Origin of the sequence: Chryseobacterium sp. MIQD13, assembly GCF_050496705.1 — a bacterium.
Lineage (GTDB): Bacteria > Bacteroidota > Bacteroidia > Flavobacteriales > Weeksellaceae > Chryseobacterium.
On record NZ_JBNWAF010000002.1, the window covers coordinates 1021038 to 1036928 of the forward strand.

Sequence of the window (15891 nt, forward strand, 5' to 3'; positions counted from 1 at the left end):
TCAGTATAATAAATAATCCCCTTTCATCTTTGGAAGGGGATTTTCTTTTATACCGTTAAAATTGGAATTATTCAGTTGTGATAACCACTTTTTTATCTTTATTGACTAAGTTTTTGCCATCTACAAGATCATTGGACCTTACAGTGATCTCAACTGTTTTATTATCCACCTGTTTTACGAAATCGTGTTTTCCTTCAATACTTTTAATCGGTTTCTGAAATTTCAGGGTATTGGTGAATGTAAGGTTGAACATTCTGAGCATACCTACCATTCCGGAAGCCATTTGTTTTCCGTATGCTTCGATAGAATCGCTTTTGGTTTTAGGAACTGTTTTTTCTTCAGAATCTTTTTCTTCCAGCATTTTAAGAATACCATCAGAATTGAATTTATCAGTATTAATGGTCAATGATTTACCGTTCCAGTCTGCAATGTCCTGTAAAGGAATTTTTTTCAGTCGTTTATCGTTGGCTAAAAGCTGTGTGATTTCGGAAGGCATAAGTTTGTCATATTTCAGTGATAGACCAACAATCTCATTTTTAGCCTTATCTACTTTCATATAAACCTTTTTCAATACTTTCGCTGAATCTTCATTTATAGTGATCTTTCCATGCTTCTGAACATTGTAGAGACTTGTCCAGTCGGTAGGCAGCTTATCAAGTTCACCCAGTTTTTGGGGATCAGATCCCATCATGCTCATCATTCCCATCACACTTTTATCCATCAGGATATTAGACTGCATACTGGTTGCAGCATCTTTATAATAGGTAGTTTCCGTATTGATAGAGCAGGATTGAAGAACCACGATAAGAATAGCAGCCCATAAAAAATTTATCTGTTTAATCATTACTAAAATTTTTAGTGTTTTCTTATGTATTACAAAACAGATACCAACCAAAAAACGGCTGAAATTTCAGCCGTTTTTTTTATTCTGTAACGATCACAATTTTGTTGTCGGCATTTTTAAATTTAGCCTCTTTATCATACATTGCCTTGAGATCGTAATCAATTTTAATGGTGTAATTATCTGTCTGTTTCACCCAGTCATGTTTTCCGGTGACAGATTTTATTTTGTTTTCAAATTTCAGAGTTGTTCCAACACTTTTGAAAAACATGGTGATCATTCCTTCCACTTTTTCAGCTTCATCTTTGGATGTTTTGCTTTTAAGGGTTTCTTCAATATTTTTAAGATTGAAATTTTCTGTATTGATTGTCAGTGTCTTTCCGTCCCAGTTATTGAAGGTATTCTGATCCAGCGGAAGCTTTTCCTTTTTATTATAGCTGCTAAGTACTTGATAATCTGTCTGTGTAAAGTGATCCGTTTTTAAGGAAAATCCGGCCGGTTCACTATTTTCTTTATTCATCTTCATAAAGATCTTTTTCATGATCCTGATGGAATCCGGGTCTGTAGTCTGCTTTTTGCCGTCCTGCTTCTGGATATCAAAAAGACTTGTCCAAACCGTTGGAATCTTATCCATTTCTCCAAATTCTTTCTGTTGTTTCAGTGAGTCAGGAGTCATTGCCTTCATTTCTGAAATAAACTGTCTCATATCAATATCTGTAACAGAAGAGGATGCCGCATCTTTATGATACACGATTTCGGAGTTGATGGTACACGACTGCAGAACAAAAAGCGCTGCAACGAATAAAAAGAGGATTTTTTTCATGGAATTAGTTAGTTGTATTAATGACAGTTGGTAGAACTGTGATCGTGCCCTTCAATGTGGCAGCTACCGTTATGATCTTTAGAAATCGTCATAGCTTCGGCTCTTGGCGAGATATAAGGAATCCCCAGCTCAAGGCCTCTCAGGATAAACAATCCTCCCAGAATAATCATGATTACAGGAACTGCTTTCAGAATTTTAATTCTAAAAGCCTGATTCATGAGATTTCCGGCCAGAACTACTGCAAACATGAACGGAAGTGTTCCCAACCCGAATAAAGCCATATATGAAGCTCCCTGCCATATTCCTCCGGCTGCCAAACTTGCTGTAAGGGCCATATAAACCATTCCGCACGGAAGAAAGCCGTTAAGAAGTCCTGTGGTAAACCTCGAACGGTAATCTGCTTTCTGAAGCAGTTTTCCTAAATTCAATTTTACTGAAAACAGGAATTTGGAAAGAAAAGGAATTTTAGAGGCGAAATCTTTTCCGCCAAACGAAAACAAAGCCATAATAATCAGAAGGATTCCTGCAATAATCGTAAGATACTGCTGGAAACCGGCCATTTCAAAACCTTCACCTACAATTCCCAGAATAGCACCCAATAAAGAATAAGTGAAGATTCTTCCAAACTGATAAGTCAAATTCTGAAGATAGAAATTGGTGGCTTGTTTCTTAGTCAATCCCATCGATAAAGCAATAGGTCCGCACATTCCGATACAGTGAAAACCGGAAGCAAAGCCCAAAGCAATAGCCGATAAAATGAGTCCTATTTCCATATCACATCATAATCCATTCTATAGTCTGTTTTGTCTTTTGTCCACATCAGTCTCAGGGTGTAGTTCCCTGTTTTTAATACCTGTCCCGGTATAAAAAAAGACTGAGCCGCATCAAGCTGTACAGATTTTTTTATGTCTAAATTCTGGTCGTCGGTTCTGTTTAAAACAAATTTTACCGTAGTATTTGTATTGTTATATTCTTTTGGAAAAGTAATCTTGATTCCGTTTTTTTCCTGGCTGTATACCGGTTTTTCCTGCAAATCATCAGCTCTTTTCTTAGCATCAATTACATCCTGGTACTTAAGCTCTTCTTCATAATAATTATCAGTTACCATTTCAGAATTCTTCTGCCCGTTCGGGAAAAGAAATAACATAGATAATATAAAAACAATGAATGCAAATAATGCAATTACAACACCGTGTCCCCAACTAAAGTTTTTCATTTCTTCCGGATTTTTTATTTGTTTTTGAACCTCAATGATTAATTACAGAGGTTTCTTAAAATTAAAATTGCAGTTTGAACGGCCCTTCGAAATAAGTCTGGTAAGAATCTACAAGCTTACCTTTCATATCATACACGCCGATGGTTATATTCTGTTTTGAAAGCTTCATATCATTTTCCGGGAAACTGATATTGATGGTTCCTTTCGAAATTTTATCCCTGTCTACCTGGATTTTACTGGATGCACTGTAGGTAATCTCACCATGAGCAGGTTCAAGAACTTTGATCGTAACGATCTTCTTATCATTCGTTTTATTCAGGAATGTATAGTTATAGGTATTGGTAATTCTTCCGTCTCTTACAAAGAATGTACTTCCTGCAGGTTTGATGAATTTTGCTTCCATTTCACCTCTGCTGTAAAGAAGGAATCCTAGGAATCCAACCAGTAGAACAAGAACCACGGCAAAACCTTTCATTCTTCCCGTAAATTTAAACTGGGTCTGGTTTTCAATTTCGTTCTCGGAAGCATACCTTACCAGTCCTTTCGGAAGACCTACTTTTTCCATTACTTCATCACAGGCATCAATACAGGCTGTACAGTTTACGCATTCCAGCTGTTGTCCGTCCCTGATATCAATTCCTGTAGGACAAACCACGACGCATTGATGACAATCGATACAGTCTCCTTTTCCTGCGGCTTTACGGTCTTCGCCTTTTCTCCATTTCGATCTGTTTTCTCCTCTTTTAAAATCGTAAAAAACGTTGATGGTATCTTTGTCTATTAAAACTCCCTGCAATCTTCCGTATGGACAAACCAGTGTACAAACCTGTTCTCTGAACCAAGCAAATACAAAGTAAAATGCTGCTGTAAAAAGAACCATGACGATGAAGTTGGTAGGGTGGGCAAATGGCCCTTCCGATATGATTCTGAATATTTCTTTATAGCCAACAATATACATCAGCATAAAGTGGGTGATGATCAATGAAATGATAATGTAAACAGTCCATTTCAAGCTTCGTTTCCAGATTTTTTCACTGTTCCACTCCTGTCTGTCCAGCTTCATCTGCTTGTTTCGGTCACCTTCAATAAGATATTCAATTTTACGGAAGATAGATTCCATAAAAATTGTCTGAGGACATATCCACCCGCAGAAAATTCTTCCGAACGCAATCGTAAAAATGATGATAAATATTAAAGATGCGATGGCACCTAAAGTAAGGATAAAAAAGTCCTGTGGATAGAAAGGCTGTCCGAAAATGAAAAACTCCCTATCAATAACGTTGAATAAAAAGAATGGGTTACCATTGATTTTTAAAAATGGCACCACAAAATAAACAATTAATAAAGCATAGCTTACAATGTTTCTATAGTTGGTGTATTTCCCTTTTGGCTTTCTTGGAAATACCCATTTTCTTTTACCGGATTGCTCCATTGTCCCGATAGAATCTCTGTAAGTCTCAGGGTCCAGAACCTGTCCCTGTCCGCCGCGTACTTCTATTTCTTCTATATCTGACATTTCGTAATGTGTTTAAAAAAGAAAAAACATAATTCGTTACTATTTTTTTTAATAACAAATTATGTTTTTTTCATATGTTTTCTAATCTTTTAAATTACTCTTTTTCCCAATGCGCTTCGGTTCCCTGAGGAGCAGCTCCTCCCTGAGCCTGCGTTACTGGAGGTTGTTCCTGATTGATGTGATATACATAAGCTGCAATCTTTTCAATCTCTGCACCCGAAACCTCTCCGTTTTTACCGAATGCTCTCATCGCAGGGTTAGTAGGAGAACCATTCCAGTCCATATGGAATACATTTTTGAATAAAGTTTTCTCCGGCTGGTTGATCCAGTAGTTATCCGTAAGGTTTGGACCGATACCACCACTTCCGTCTTCTTTGTGACAAGATGCACAGTTGGTTTTGAAGAGTTCTTTACCGTCTGCAATATTATCAGCAGAATATTTTGCTGTTTCTATAGTTACAGGAGGCTGGTTTTTCTCATATTCAGCAATGCTTGCCATCTGCTCTTTATATTCTTGTTCATATTCGCTCAACGGGTGTGCGAAATCTGTGAAAGAGTAAGCTGCAATATATACAATACAAAAAGCAGTCCCAAAATAGAATAAACCTACCCACCATTTTGGTAATTGGTTGTCCAATTCCATAATCCCGTCAAAACCGTGGTCAATAAGGATATCTTTTTCTTCAGTAGCAGACTGTTTTTTGAATGCACTGTCGTACATTCTTCTTAAGAAAGGAATTTTCTTTTCTGCTAAATAAGCTGCTTTTTCTTCCGGAGTTAATTTTTTGAATTTGTTATTTTCAATCAAATCTCCAATTGCACTGTGGATATATGCCAAAATAGCACTGATCACCACAGTTCCCCAGAAGTAAGGTGAAGCTAGGAACGAGTAGCTTTGTACAAACAAATAATAAAAAACTATTAAAAGTCCAGTTATTATTAAGATGTTTACAACAACAGGTGTTCTTTGTTTCATAATAAATAGTTTAATTTTTTAAATTAAAATCGTCATCCTCATCATCCCCAAGCGGAGCTTCTTCTTCCTCTTTGTAATATTTTTTAGGTCTGGTAAAAACATAGATTACAAGAGCTACGAAGAACAACATAAAGAAAATCAGAGCCAGCGTCTGGTAGAGACCAGCGTTTTCTGTATTGGATAATATATCTTTAAAGTTCTGAGGAATCATGTGAACCTTTTAATGTTTAGTTAGTACTTGCTGTTTTTATTTCTGTTGTCTTGATATCTGTTCCCAGTCTTTGAAGGAAAGAAATAAGAGCTACGATCTCTTTTTTCTCCAACTCTCCCTGAGGTCTCTTAGCATAAGCAACTTTAAGGTCATTAGCTTCAGAGAAGATATCTTTTACAATTTTCTTTGACTGGTTATCTGCCCATGTATTTGCAGAATCTATTTCAGCTTTAGTGTAAGGAACCTCAAATGTGTTCTTCATCAGCTTCATTTTGTCTACCATTTTAGATCTGTCTAAGTTGGTAGCAATTAACCAAGGGTAACGAGGCATGATGGAACCTGCAGAGGTAGATCTTGGGTTATACATGTGTTTGTAGTGCCAAGAACTTGGGTTTTTCCCTCCTTCTCTATGTAAATCCGGTCCTGTTCTCTTAGAACCCCATAAGAATGGTCTGTCATAAACGAATTCTCCTGCTTTAGAATACTGTCCGTTCTTACCGTTGAATCTGGTGATCTCATCACGGAAAGGTCTGATCATCTGGGAGTGACAAGCATTACATCCTTCACGGATATAAATATCTCTACCTTCCAGTTCAAGTGGTGAATATGGTTTTACTGCTGAAATTGTAGGTACACTTTTCTTTAGAGACAGTGTAGGGATAATTTCAATGGAACTACCGATGGAAATAGTGAAGAAAGATAAAATACCTAATAATACAGGCATTCTTTCAAGCCATAAGTGAGTTCCTTCACCTTCTTTACGTTTGTTTCCGATGTTAGCCAACGCAGGTGCTTCAGCAGGAACTTCCTTCTGGAATGAACCTTTTCTTACTGTAGCGATTACGTTAACGATCATTAAGATAGCTCCGGAAATATAGAATACACCTCCTAGGAATCTCATCTTGAAATAAGGGATGATAGCAGTTACTGTATCCAGCCAGTTTTTGTACATCAAAGTACCGTCCGGATTGAACTGTTTCCACATCAAACCTTGTGTGAATCCTGAAATATACATTGGTACTGCATAGAAAATAATTCCTAATGTCCCTAACCAGAAATGCCAGTTAGCTAATTTTACAGACCAGATTTTTGTTCTCCACATAATTGGTACCAGATAATAGATAACCCCGAATGCCATGAAACCATTCCATCCAAGAGCTCCTAAATGTACGTGACCGATAACCCAGTCTGTAAAGTGACCAATTTTGTTGATATTTTTAGTTGCCAGAAGCGGACCTTCAAATGTTGCCATACCGTAGCAGGTAACAGCTACTACGAAGAACTTAAGGATAGGGTTTTCCCTTACTTTATCCCAAGCCCCTCTAAGCGTAAGAAGACCGTTCAACATTCCTCCCCAAGACGGTGCAATAAGCATGATGGAGAAACCTGTTCCCACAGCCTGTGCCCATGCAGGAAGAGCTGTATACTGAAGGTGGTGAGGACCAGCCCAGATATATACGAAAATTAATGACCAGAAGTGAATAATAGACAGTTTATAAGAGAAAACCGGTCTGTCTGCTGCCTTCGGAAGGAAGTAATACATCAAACCAAGAACCGGAGTTGTCAGTACGAATGCAACTGCATTGTGACCGTACCACCATTGTACGATGGCGTCTTTTACCCCCGCATATGCTGAATAAGATTTCCAGCCGGCGAAAGATAATGGAACTTCTAAGTTATTGAAAATGTGAAGCATTGCTACAGCAATCCATGTTCCGATATAGAACCAAATTGCTACATAAAGGTGTCTTACTCTTCTTTTTGCGATCGTAAGGAACATATTCGCCCCGAAAATGATCCAAGAGAATGCAATCAATATGTCGATCGGCCATTCATGTTCAGCATATTCTTTTGAAGTATTGATCCCCATAAAGAATGTAATGAACGTAGCAACAATCATAAACTGCCAAGTCCAGAAATGTAACCAAGATAATGTATCACTGTACATTCTTGTTTTTAATAATCTCTGCAATGAGTAATAAATACCGGTATAAACGATATTACATACAAATGCCCAGATTACGGTATTGGTATGAAGCATTCTGATTCTACCAAAACCAAATGCACCATGAGTGTTTATTAACCCCTGAATATTGCCTGATGCAAGGCTTTTGATGGTTGTATCATCTGTACCGAAAATAAATTCCGGCAATTCCGGGTAGAAAAGCATTAATGCCGCCGTAAGCCCGAACGTAAATCCTATAAGACCGAAAACTAAGGTCGCATAAAGGAACGCACGGACAATACTGTTGTCATAACTAAACTTTTGTGTTTCCATATCAACTATTCACTTTTTTCTTCAATTTTATTATTCTCTCCTATTTTTTTCTCGTCTTTATCTTTGTTGCCGCTTTCATCCTTTTCCTTGATCTCTCCATTATCAAAAAGGATTCTGACAGCCGGAGATTCATCATCTTCAAACTGTCCTTTTCGGGCATACACTATAAATACGACCAAGAAAATCGCAGCTAAAGAAACACTGCAAAGGATCATTAAATATAGAATATCCATTGGACAACAAAATTAACCTATTTTCGGGGTTCAAATTTAGTGAAAAATAATGACATTCATCACGAAATGCGGATTTCAGCTAATTTAAAATCAGTCTAAATAAGGGCTTCTACGCCTGTTTCTTGAAATGTTTTCGGCCCAAAATCCAGGTGGAAAGAGTAGTGAATGTAACCACAGTGATGGAACTGATTGGCATGATGATTGCTGCGAAGAGCGGGTGCATATGGCCTGTAACTGCGTAACTTAAACCAACAATATTGTATAGAAAACTGATTATGAATGTCATTTTTACAATAGTAATCGAGCCTTTGCATACGTTCAGATAATTGTCTAGTGTAACGACTTTATCACCATTCATAATTACATCGGAGGAAGGCGTAAAGCTGTTGGTGTCATCTGCAATCGCAATCCCTACATTGCTTTGTTTTAATGCTCCGGCATCATTCAGCCCGTCACCCAGCATGGCAACTTTCATGTTCTGATCCTGAAGGTTTTTGATGTAATTAAGCTTATCTTCAGGGCTTTGGTTGAAAGCCATTCCTTTATAATTCGGGATCAGTTCTTTAAGCTGGTTTTCTTCAGAGGAGTTATCGCCGCTCAGGATGAATATTTTGTAGCTGGCAAGCTTTGTAAACAGCTCTTTCAGTTTCGGACGGTATTCATTTTTAAAGATGAATTTGCCTAAAAACTGGTTATTCTTGCTGATGTAAACAGCGGTTTCAAGGTTCTTGGGTTCCTGATCGTTGTAACGTGCGGAACCGATTTTATAAATATTTCCTCTTACACTGGCTTCATATCCTTTTCCGGAAATCTCCCGGAAATTCTCAACAGTGAAATAATCATCATTGACCTCTATAAATTCATACAGGGATTTAGAAAGCGGGTGATTGGAATTTTTTAATAATGTCTTGATATTCAGGTAGTCAAATTCATTGATTTCAGTGCCTTCATATCTGATATTTGATTTCTTTCTATGGGTAATTGTTCCGGTTTTATCAAAAACAATGGTGTCAAGTTTGGCAATCTTTTCAATCGTTAAAGTATCTTTTACATAAAACTTATTACGGCCCAGAATTCTCATAATGTGCCCGAAAGTAAACGGTGCAGATAATGCCAATGCACATGGACAGGCGATAATCAGAATGGCTGAAATTACCTGGAACATTTTTTCCAGATCAATAAAAGCCCAGTAAGTTCCTGAAACTACTGCAATGCCTAAAATAATGAAAGTGAAATATTTACTGATGTTGTTGGTCAGTGTATCAAGGCCGGTTTCATGTTTTTTGAAAGCTTCCTTGTTCCAAAGTTGTGTCAGGTAACTCTGATCTACATCTTTAATTACTTCGAGTTCCAAAGAAGAGCCGATCTGCTTTCCTCCTGCGTATATCTTATCGCCAGGCTGTTTGCTGATGCTCTCACTTTCTCCGGTAATAAAACTGTTGTCGATATTTCCTTCTCCATTGATCAGAATGGCATCCACCGGAATGATTTCCTGGTTTCTTACCAATATCCTGTCGCCAACTTTTACCTCAGAAAGAAGAATGTTATCCTGCTTTCCTTCAAAATCTACTTTGGTAACGGCAATAGGGTAGAATGATTTGTAGTCTCTGTCGTAAGACAATGCACTATATGTTCTTTTCTGGAAAATTTTACCCATCAGCATGAAGAAAAGGAGTCCGCACAAGGTATCGAAATAACCAGGTCCGTAATCTGTAACCACTTCATAAATACTTCGTCCGAAAAGGACGAAAATTCCCAAAACAATAGGAACGTCAATATTAACGATCTTGTTTTTCAATCCATACCAGGCAGATTTATAGTAATCCGAAGCAGAATAAAATACAACAGGACACGCCAAAAGGAACATCAGTGTTCTGAAAAGACCTTTATAATGCTCCATCCAGAAATCTTCACCGCCTACATATTCAGGAAAAGCAAGGAACATCCCGTTTCCGAAAGCAAAACCGGCAATGGCAAATTTTATGAGAAGAGATTTGTCAAGATGATCTACGTTTTTATCAGCTGTTTCCAGGCTGATAACGGGTTTGTATCCGAGATTGGTTAAGAAATTAGCTAGTTCGCTTAATTTTAGATCATTATGATTGAATGAGATCTGTAAGGTCTTTCTGGTGAAATTCACCTGGGAATACTTGATATGTTCGTTCAGTGTGTGAAGGCTTTCCAAGAGCCAGATACATGAAGAACAGTGTATTACAGGAATTTTGAAGGTGACGAGACTGGTGCTTCCTTCAGAGAAATCGGTGATCTTTTCGAAGATTTCAGAAGTGTCAAGATATTCAAACTGGGAAGAGCTCTCATCGCTTGGACGGATTCCGGCTCTTTTATTAAGTTCATAGAAATTAGTTAAATTATTGATATTCAGAATTTCGTAAACAGACTTGCAGCCGTTGCAGCAGAAAGTCTTTTCATCAAATAAAATTCGCTCCTTTTCTATACCTTGACCACAATGAAAACAGTTCTCGCTCACCACCATAAAATATTGAACTACAAAATTATAACAATTTTTTTTGTTTATCGCGTTAAAAAGTTCTATTTTTGTGATAAATGTCATATAAAATGTCGCAGGAACAACAGATTGCAATTGAAGAGAGGTTCGCCAGAGTTTTTAATGATAAATCATTTAAGGAAAGACTTTCTAGCACTGATTTTGAAAAATACATTAACAGCAAGAAAAAATTAAGTTTTCAGAAGCACGACACCATTTTCGAAGACGGAGAAGCACCAAAAGGAGTTTATGTTTTAGAAAAGGGAGCAGCTAAACTTTCCAAATCCGGAGCTTTTGGAAAAGACCAGATCTTAAGATTTATCAAAGAGGGGGATATTATCGGCTATCGTTCATTACTTTGTGGGGAAAATTTCCAGGCAAAGGCTGAGGCTATGACAGACATTGAATGCATTTTCCTGCCGGCAGATGTTTTCATGTATCTTCTGGAAGTAGATCCGCAGCTTTCTTTTGCGATGCTTCAGAAAATTTCATTTGAATTAGGAGAGTCTTCCAATACGATCACTTTCCTTGCTCAGAAAACAGTAAGAGAAAGGCTGGCTGAAATCCTTATTCTTCTGGAACAGAAATTGGGAGTAGATCCTGAAGGGTTTATTAAAATTTCGCTTACAAGGGAAGAAATTGCCAACATCATCGGTACTGCTACGGAAAGTGCCATCCGTTTGATTTCTGAATTTAAACAGGACAGTCTCATAGAAGTAGATGGAAGAAATATCAAAATTCTAAACCACGACAAATTGATGAAACTAGGTCACGTAGTTTTATAACAATCATACAAAATTCAAGTCGGCGAAAGCCGACTTTTTAACTTTTAAAAAATAGATAAATTATGTCTGTTCACTCTGAAATTAAAAAAGTTACCACTGAAACCTTGAGAAAAATGAAATTCGACAAGGAGAAAATAACGATGCTTACTGCATATGACTTTACCACAGCCAAGATGGTAGATGCAGGCGGAGTTGATGCCATTTTGATCGGAGATTCTGCAGCCAATGTAATGGCCGGCTTTGAAACCACACTGCCTATCACACTGGACCAGATGATCTACCATTCTCAAAGTGTAGTAAGAGGAACTGACAGAGCGCTTGTTGTAGCGGATCTTCCATTTGGAACTTACCAGAGTAATCCTGAAAAAGCACTGGAATCTGCTGTAAGAATGATGAAGGAAGGAGGAGCTCATGCTGTAAAAATTGAAGGCGGAAAAGAGATTTCAAAATCTATTAAAAAAATTATCAATGCCGGAATTCCGGTAATGGGACACCTGGGATTGACTCCACAGTCGATTTACAAATTCGGGACCTATAAAGTAAGAGCCAAAGATGAAGCTGAAGCTGAGAAATTAATCTCGGATGCGCAGCTTTTGGAAGAATTAGGCTGTTTTGCAGTTGTTTTGGAAAAAATTCCTGCTGATTTGGCTAAAAAAGTATCAGAAAGCATTTCTATTCCTACCATCGGAATCGGAGCCGGACCGGACTGTGACGGACAGGTTCTTGTGTACCACGATATGGTTGGAATGAACAAAGGTTTCAGTCCAAAGTTCCTGAGAAGATACCTTGATCTTTATACAGAAATTACGGGAGCGGTTGCCCAATACGTAAAAGATGTGAAAAGTGTTGAATTCCCTAATGAAAATGAAAGCTACTAATTGATGCAGAACCAACAAACTATTCAGGGGATCTTATCAATTGCAGCACTGGTCTGTCTTGCAGCGGGCTGGTTTAATCTGTTTTCTCCGGAAATTAATATTCTTCTTTCCAGAAAAGTTTTTTATTATCTGATAGGAGCCAGCTTTTTTGTCCAGGCACCTTTGCTGACCAATAAAAATTTTACATACGCGATGTATGCGGCTGCACTGCTTTGTATAGTTGGGGCAACTTTGCCGGAAGATTCTAAGCTTTCGATTCTTAAAACAATCGGTCTGCTTGGAGGAATCGCACTTTCTTTTACCAGCAGGCCCAAGCGTATATAAGGTATGGAGGAACAGATTGTATATGAGGACAACCACCTTCTGGTAGTTAATAAAAAAGTAGGACAGCTTGTTCAGGGAGATAAAACCGGTGATGAATCTTTGCTGGAGTCCATTAAAATTTTTATAAAGAAAAGAGATGCTAAGCCTGGAAATGTTTTCCTTGGTTTAGTTCACCGTATAGACCGTCCGACTTCCGGGCTGGTTATTTATGCCAAAACTTCCAAAGCGCTTTCCCGTCTTACCCAGATGGTGAAGAACAGGGAGGTAAAAAAAACATATTGGGCTGTTGTAGAAAAAGAAATGATTCCCCAGAGCCAAAGACTTGTTCATTACCTGAAGAAGAACGAAAAGAATAATAAAGCCATTGTTTTTCCAAAAGCAACAGAAGGGGCAAAAGAAGCAATTTTAACGTATCATGTGATTAAAACACTGGATAATTATATGCTTCTTGAAATTGACCTTGAAACCGGAAGGCATCACCAGATCCGCGCCCAGTTGTCAAAAACCGGAATTCCTATAAAAGGGGACCTGAAATATGGTGCTCCGCGTTCCAATCCTGACGGAGGAATCAACCTTCATGCAAGGAAGCTGGAATTTATTCACCCTGTCACCAAAGAAAAAATAGAGATTATAGCTCCCGTTCCGCAAAATGATGCTATCTGGCGGGCTTGTGAAGAATAAAAACTGATTCTATTTGCCCCTCTTCGAATATCCTAAAAAGGAGAACCAGAATATACCAGCAGGATAAAGGATTTACTCTGATCGACAATACCGGACTAATTAATATGATCCTAATCGAAATTTAAAACTTTACTATTAAAGGCATTTAAAATGAAAAAATACAGAACCATTTCAATCTTGAAGTGGTTCTTTTTTTTGTTTTTACAGTGTTTTATGAAAAACATTTTTATACTATTTTTTTAAATTAACGTATTGAATTACCTTTATTTATTTGGATTTATTATAAATTTAATATTAAAATTGATTTATTGGTGGTATATTTTAAAAAAATCATAAATTGTGAGTTAATCTAATCCTATTCCATTATGAAACATTTTTACAAGATTCTCTTGAACAAGAGAAGGGAAAAGTATTTGAAAACAGCTTTTAGTTGTTTTGCTCTGCTTGTTGCCGGAACTGCTGCCAAGGCTCAGGTAAGTGCTTACAGTTTTGCCCAGGCTGCGGGAACTTATACCCCAATATCGGGAAGCATACTGGGAGCAGCTACAGGTAATGCTTCAACAACAAATCTTAACAGTAATGTTTATCCTTTAACATTACCATTCAATTTTGTATTTAACGGAACTTCGTACAATGCATTGAATGTATCATCAAACGGATTTATAACTTTTGGTTCAACAGCTCCGGGTACAACAACTACGACTCCAATCTCCAGTACTACAGCTTATGACGGGGCAATTTCTGTTTTTGGGCGGGATTTGAGCAGTGTTTTCGATATCAGCTCGACTACCGGTGATATCAGTTGGGAAACAACCGGTACAGCTCCCAATCGTGAAGCTGTTATCCAGTGGAAAAATTTCAGACCAAACAGCAGTACTTCCACTGCCGCAGCTTATACCTTTTCATTCCAGATCCGTCTGCAGGAAACTTCTAATATTATTCAGATGGTTTATAGCAGCGGAGCTTATTTAGTGGGAAGTACAGCTGTTTCAGGGACAGCTCAGATAGGTTTAAGAGGTACCGCTGCCGCCGACTTTAATACCCGGCTTAATGCAACAACACTTGAATTTATCAATTCTACACCAGGTACAGCAAACAGCAGCACACAGGCATTTAATACCTCCAATGCAGTTCCGGGAATGCCAACTGCAGGATTAACCTACACCTGGGTGCCTCCAACTTGTTATGCTCCATCAGGCCTTACCGGGGGAGTCACTACAAATAACAGTGCAGCTATATCCTGGACTGCTTCTCCGTCATCGCCTTCAGGATATGATATCTATTACAGTACGTCAAGCACTCCTCCCGTATCTTCAACTCCTGCTACAACCCCGAATGTTCCGGGAACTTCAGCCTCAATAGGTCCTTTGGCGCCAGCTACAGCATATTATGTCTGGATCAGGTCAAATTGCGGATCGGGAAATACAAGTATATGGTCTCTTCAGCCGGTACAGGTAATAACACAGTGTCAGCCGCCTGCAATTCTTTCAACTGTGGGAGCAACTGTTTGTCCTAATCAGACTGCAACATTATCCGCTACGGCAGATACCGGAGCATCCATAACCTGGTATGATGCTGCTACAGCAGGAAATGTAGTGGGTACAGGATCAAGTTTTACAACACCTGCATTAAGTACCACAACACCTTATTATGTAGCTGCTTCAACAACAGGTACATCTTCAACCGGATTTGCAAATGCAGTATCTACAACCGGATATACCCTGGATGCAGGTTTACTTTTTGATGTTTATTCTACCGTTACAATCAATGGAGTAAATGTATATCCGATGGGTACGGGAGCCGGGACTGTAGAAATTGCTTTACAAGACGGAAATGTTTCTCCTGCTACAACTCTGCAGACCATTACCGTAAATCTTACAGGCACTGGAGCCCCATATGTAAAAACTTACGTTCCTTTAAACTTTACAGTTCCGCCGGGAAGCAATTATAAATTGATGATGCTGACCAGATCCGGTGGTGTAAGTGGTTTGATAAGAGAATCAGGCAGCGGTTGGGGTACTTATCCATTTACGGTTCCGGGGGCATTATCTATAACTGCTGGAAATCTTACTGCAAATTCTGCTTCAACATCTTATTATTATTTTTATGACTGGCAGATCACTAGTAAATGTGAAAGTACAAGAACCACAGTTACCGCCACTGTAGATACTGCCTGCCTAAGCACATCAGAGGTGAATACCAAAGATCAGATGAAAATATATCCTAATCCGTTTAAAGATATCATAACGATTACTGATATTGAAAAAGTAAAATCCATTCAGGTTTTTGATACTGCAGGAAGAATGATAAAAACTATTGATAATCTATCTGAAGAAATCTATCTCGGAGATTTGAAATCAGGTCTGTACATCCTTAGTTTAACTATGAAAGATGGAGGTTCTGCACGTGTAAAGGCAATTAAAAAATAAAACCTTTTAGATAGGAAATAAATGGCCCGGAGTTTAGCAGCTCCGGGTTTTTGTTTTGATATATTTTGTCCGTTCTGAAAAAATGTCTAACTTCGTTCCGACTTTAGGGGTGTCTGTAGACATACAGACTGAGACTTTACCCTTTGAACCTGATCTGGATCATACCAGCGTAGGGAAAAGTAGATGACTTTTGC

General features: G+C 38.2%; 15 protein-coding genes and 1 riboswitch. Of the genes, 5 read left to right on the top strand and 10 right to left on the bottom strand.

Going from position 1 to position 15891, the window contains the following annotated elements; all coding sequences use genetic code 11:
• Positions 1–67: 67 nt before the first annotated feature.
• The 10 genes from ACQWU4_RS11660 to ACQWU4_RS11705 all read right to left on the bottom strand — a co-directional run bounded on the left by ACQWU4_RS11660 (position 68) and on the right by ACQWU4_RS11705 (position 10582).
• Complete coding sequence (locus tag ACQWU4_RS11660; RefSeq protein WP_429935930.1) at positions 68–844, bottom strand: hypothetical protein; 777 nt, start codon at positions 842–844, stop codon at positions 68–70.
• Between the two features lie 79 nt (positions 845–923).
• Positions 924–1664, bottom strand: a complete 741-nt coding sequence (locus ACQWU4_RS11665) for a hypothetical protein (protein ID WP_429935931.1) — start codon at positions 1662–1664, stop codon at positions 924–926.
• A gap of 17 nt (positions 1665–1681) precedes the next feature.
• Positions 1682–2437, bottom strand: a complete 756-nt coding sequence (locus ACQWU4_RS11670) for a sulfite exporter TauE/SafE family protein (protein ID WP_429935932.1) — start codon at positions 2435–2437, stop codon at positions 1682–1684.
• Positions 2428–2880, bottom strand: coding sequence for a FixH family protein (locus tag ACQWU4_RS11675; protein ID WP_429935933.1), 453 nt, complete (start codon positions 2878–2880; stop codon positions 2428–2430). Before ACQWU4_RS11675 ends, ACQWU4_RS11670 begins: the two co-directional genes overlap by 10 nt.
• A gap of 61 nt (positions 2881–2941) precedes the next feature.
• Positions 2942–4396, bottom strand: a complete 1455-nt coding sequence (gene ccoG, locus ACQWU4_RS11680) for a cytochrome c oxidase accessory protein CcoG (RefSeq protein WP_429935934.1) — start codon at positions 4394–4396, stop codon at positions 2942–2944.
• Between the two features lie 94 nt (positions 4397–4490).
• Positions 4491–5372, bottom strand: a complete 882-nt coding sequence (locus tag ACQWU4_RS11685) for a cbb3-type cytochrome c oxidase N-terminal domain-containing protein (protein WP_429935935.1) — start codon at positions 5370–5372, stop codon at positions 4491–4493.
• 10 nt (positions 5373–5382) lie between these two features.
• Positions 5383–5583 (bottom strand): cbb3-type cytochrome c oxidase subunit 3, encoded by a 201-nt coding sequence (locus tag ACQWU4_RS11690; RefSeq protein WP_184162687.1) that lies wholly within the window; start codon positions 5581–5583, stop codon positions 5383–5385.
• A gap of 16 nt (positions 5584–5599) precedes the next feature.
• Positions 5600–7861, bottom strand: coding sequence for a cytochrome-c oxidase, cbb3-type subunit I (gene ccoN, locus ACQWU4_RS11695; RefSeq protein ID WP_429935936.1), 2262 nt, complete (start codon positions 7859–7861; stop codon positions 5600–5602).
• Positions 7862–7866: 5 nt separating this feature from the next.
• Positions 7867–8094 (bottom strand): cbb3-type cytochrome oxidase assembly protein CcoS, encoded by a 228-nt coding sequence (gene ccoS / locus ACQWU4_RS11700; RefSeq protein ID WP_048505436.1) that lies wholly within the window; start codon positions 8092–8094, stop codon positions 7867–7869.
• Between the two features lie 109 nt (positions 8095–8203).
• Positions 8204–10582 carry a heavy metal translocating P-type ATPase gene (locus ACQWU4_RS11705; RefSeq protein ID WP_429935937.1) on the bottom strand — a complete coding sequence of 793 codons (2379 nt, stop codon included), beginning with the start codon at positions 10580–10582 and terminating at the stop codon, positions 8204–8206.
• A gap of 89 nt (positions 10583–10671) precedes the next feature.
• Between ACQWU4_RS11705 and ACQWU4_RS11710 the strand changes: the two genes are divergently transcribed.
• The 5 genes from ACQWU4_RS11710 (at position 10672) to ACQWU4_RS11730 (ending at position 15697) form a co-directional block, all read left to right on the top strand.
• Positions 10672–11385 (top strand): Crp/Fnr family transcriptional regulator, encoded by a 714-nt coding sequence (locus ACQWU4_RS11710; protein ID WP_429935938.1) that lies wholly within the window; start codon positions 10672–10674, stop codon positions 11383–11385.
• Positions 11386–11447: 62 nt separating this feature from the next.
• Entirely contained in the window at positions 11448–12263 is an 816-nt protein-coding gene (gene panB, locus ACQWU4_RS11715; RefSeq protein WP_040999307.1) for a 3-methyl-2-oxobutanoate hydroxymethyltransferase, read from the top strand.
• A gap of 3 nt (positions 12264–12266) precedes the next feature.
• On the top strand, positions 12267–12587 hold the full coding sequence (locus ACQWU4_RS11720; RefSeq protein ID WP_429935939.1) for a hypothetical protein: 321 nt from the start codon (positions 12267–12269) through the stop codon (positions 12585–12587).
• A gap of 3 nt (positions 12588–12590) precedes the next feature.
• Positions 12591–13268: an RluA family pseudouridine synthase gene (locus ACQWU4_RS11725; RefSeq protein WP_429935940.1), complete on the top strand. Its 678-nt coding sequence runs from the start codon at positions 12591–12593 to the stop codon at positions 13266–13268.
• A 365-nt stretch (positions 13269–13633) separates the two neighbouring features.
• Entirely contained in the window at positions 13634–15697 is a 2064-nt protein-coding gene (locus ACQWU4_RS11730; protein WP_429935941.1) for a T9SS type A sorting domain-containing protein, read from the top strand.
• A gap of 95 nt (positions 15698–15792) precedes the next feature.
• Positions 15793–15890, top strand: a riboswitch (TPP riboswitch).
• Position 15891: the final 1 nt, after the last annotated feature.

Coding starts and splice junctions, on each gene's coding strand:
- ACQWU4_RS11660 (WP_429935930.1), bottom strand. CDS start 844: ATGATTAAACAGATAAATTTTTTATGGGCTGCTATTCTTATCGTGGTT.
- ACQWU4_RS11665 (WP_429935931.1), bottom strand. CDS start 1,664: ATGAAAAAAATCCTCTTTTTATTCGTTGCAGCGCTTTTTGTTCTGCAG.
- ACQWU4_RS11670 (WP_429935932.1), bottom strand. CDS start 2,437: ATGGAAATAGGACTCATTTTATCGGCTATTGCTTTGGGCTTTGCTTCC.
- ACQWU4_RS11675 (WP_429935933.1), bottom strand. CDS start 2,880: ATGAAAAACTTTAGTTGGGGACACGGTGTTGTAATTGCATTATTTGCA.
- ccoG (WP_429935934.1), bottom strand. CDS start 4,396: ATGTCAGATATAGAAGAAATAGAAGTACGCGGCGGACAGGGACAGGTT.
- ACQWU4_RS11685 (WP_429935935.1), bottom strand. CDS start 5,372: ATGAAACAAAGAACACCTGTTGTTGTAAACATCTTAATAATAACTGGA.
- ACQWU4_RS11690 (WP_184162687.1), bottom strand. CDS start 5,583: ATGATTCCTCAGAACTTTAAAGATATATTATCCAATACAGAAAACGCT.
- ccoN (WP_429935936.1), bottom strand. CDS start 7,861: ATGGAAACACAAAAGTTTAGTTATGACAACAGTATTGTCCGTGCGTTC.
- ccoS (WP_048505436.1), bottom strand. CDS start 8,094: ATGGATATTCTATATTTAATGATCCTTTGCAGTGTTTCTTTAGCTGCG.
- ACQWU4_RS11710 (WP_429935938.1), top strand. CDS start 10,672: ATGTCGCAGGAACAACAGATTGCAATTGAAGAGAGGTTCGCCAGAGTT.
- panB (WP_040999307.1), top strand. CDS start 11,448: ATGTCTGTTCACTCTGAAATTAAAAAAGTTACCACTGAAACCTTGAGA.
- ACQWU4_RS11720 (WP_429935939.1), top strand. CDS start 12,267: ATGCAGAACCAACAAACTATTCAGGGGATCTTATCAATTGCAGCACTG.
- ACQWU4_RS11725 (WP_429935940.1), top strand. CDS start 12,591: ATGGAGGAACAGATTGTATATGAGGACAACCACCTTCTGGTAGTTAAT.
- ACQWU4_RS11730 (WP_429935941.1), top strand. CDS start 13,634: ATGAAACATTTTTACAAGATTCTCTTGAACAAGAGAAGGGAAAAGTAT.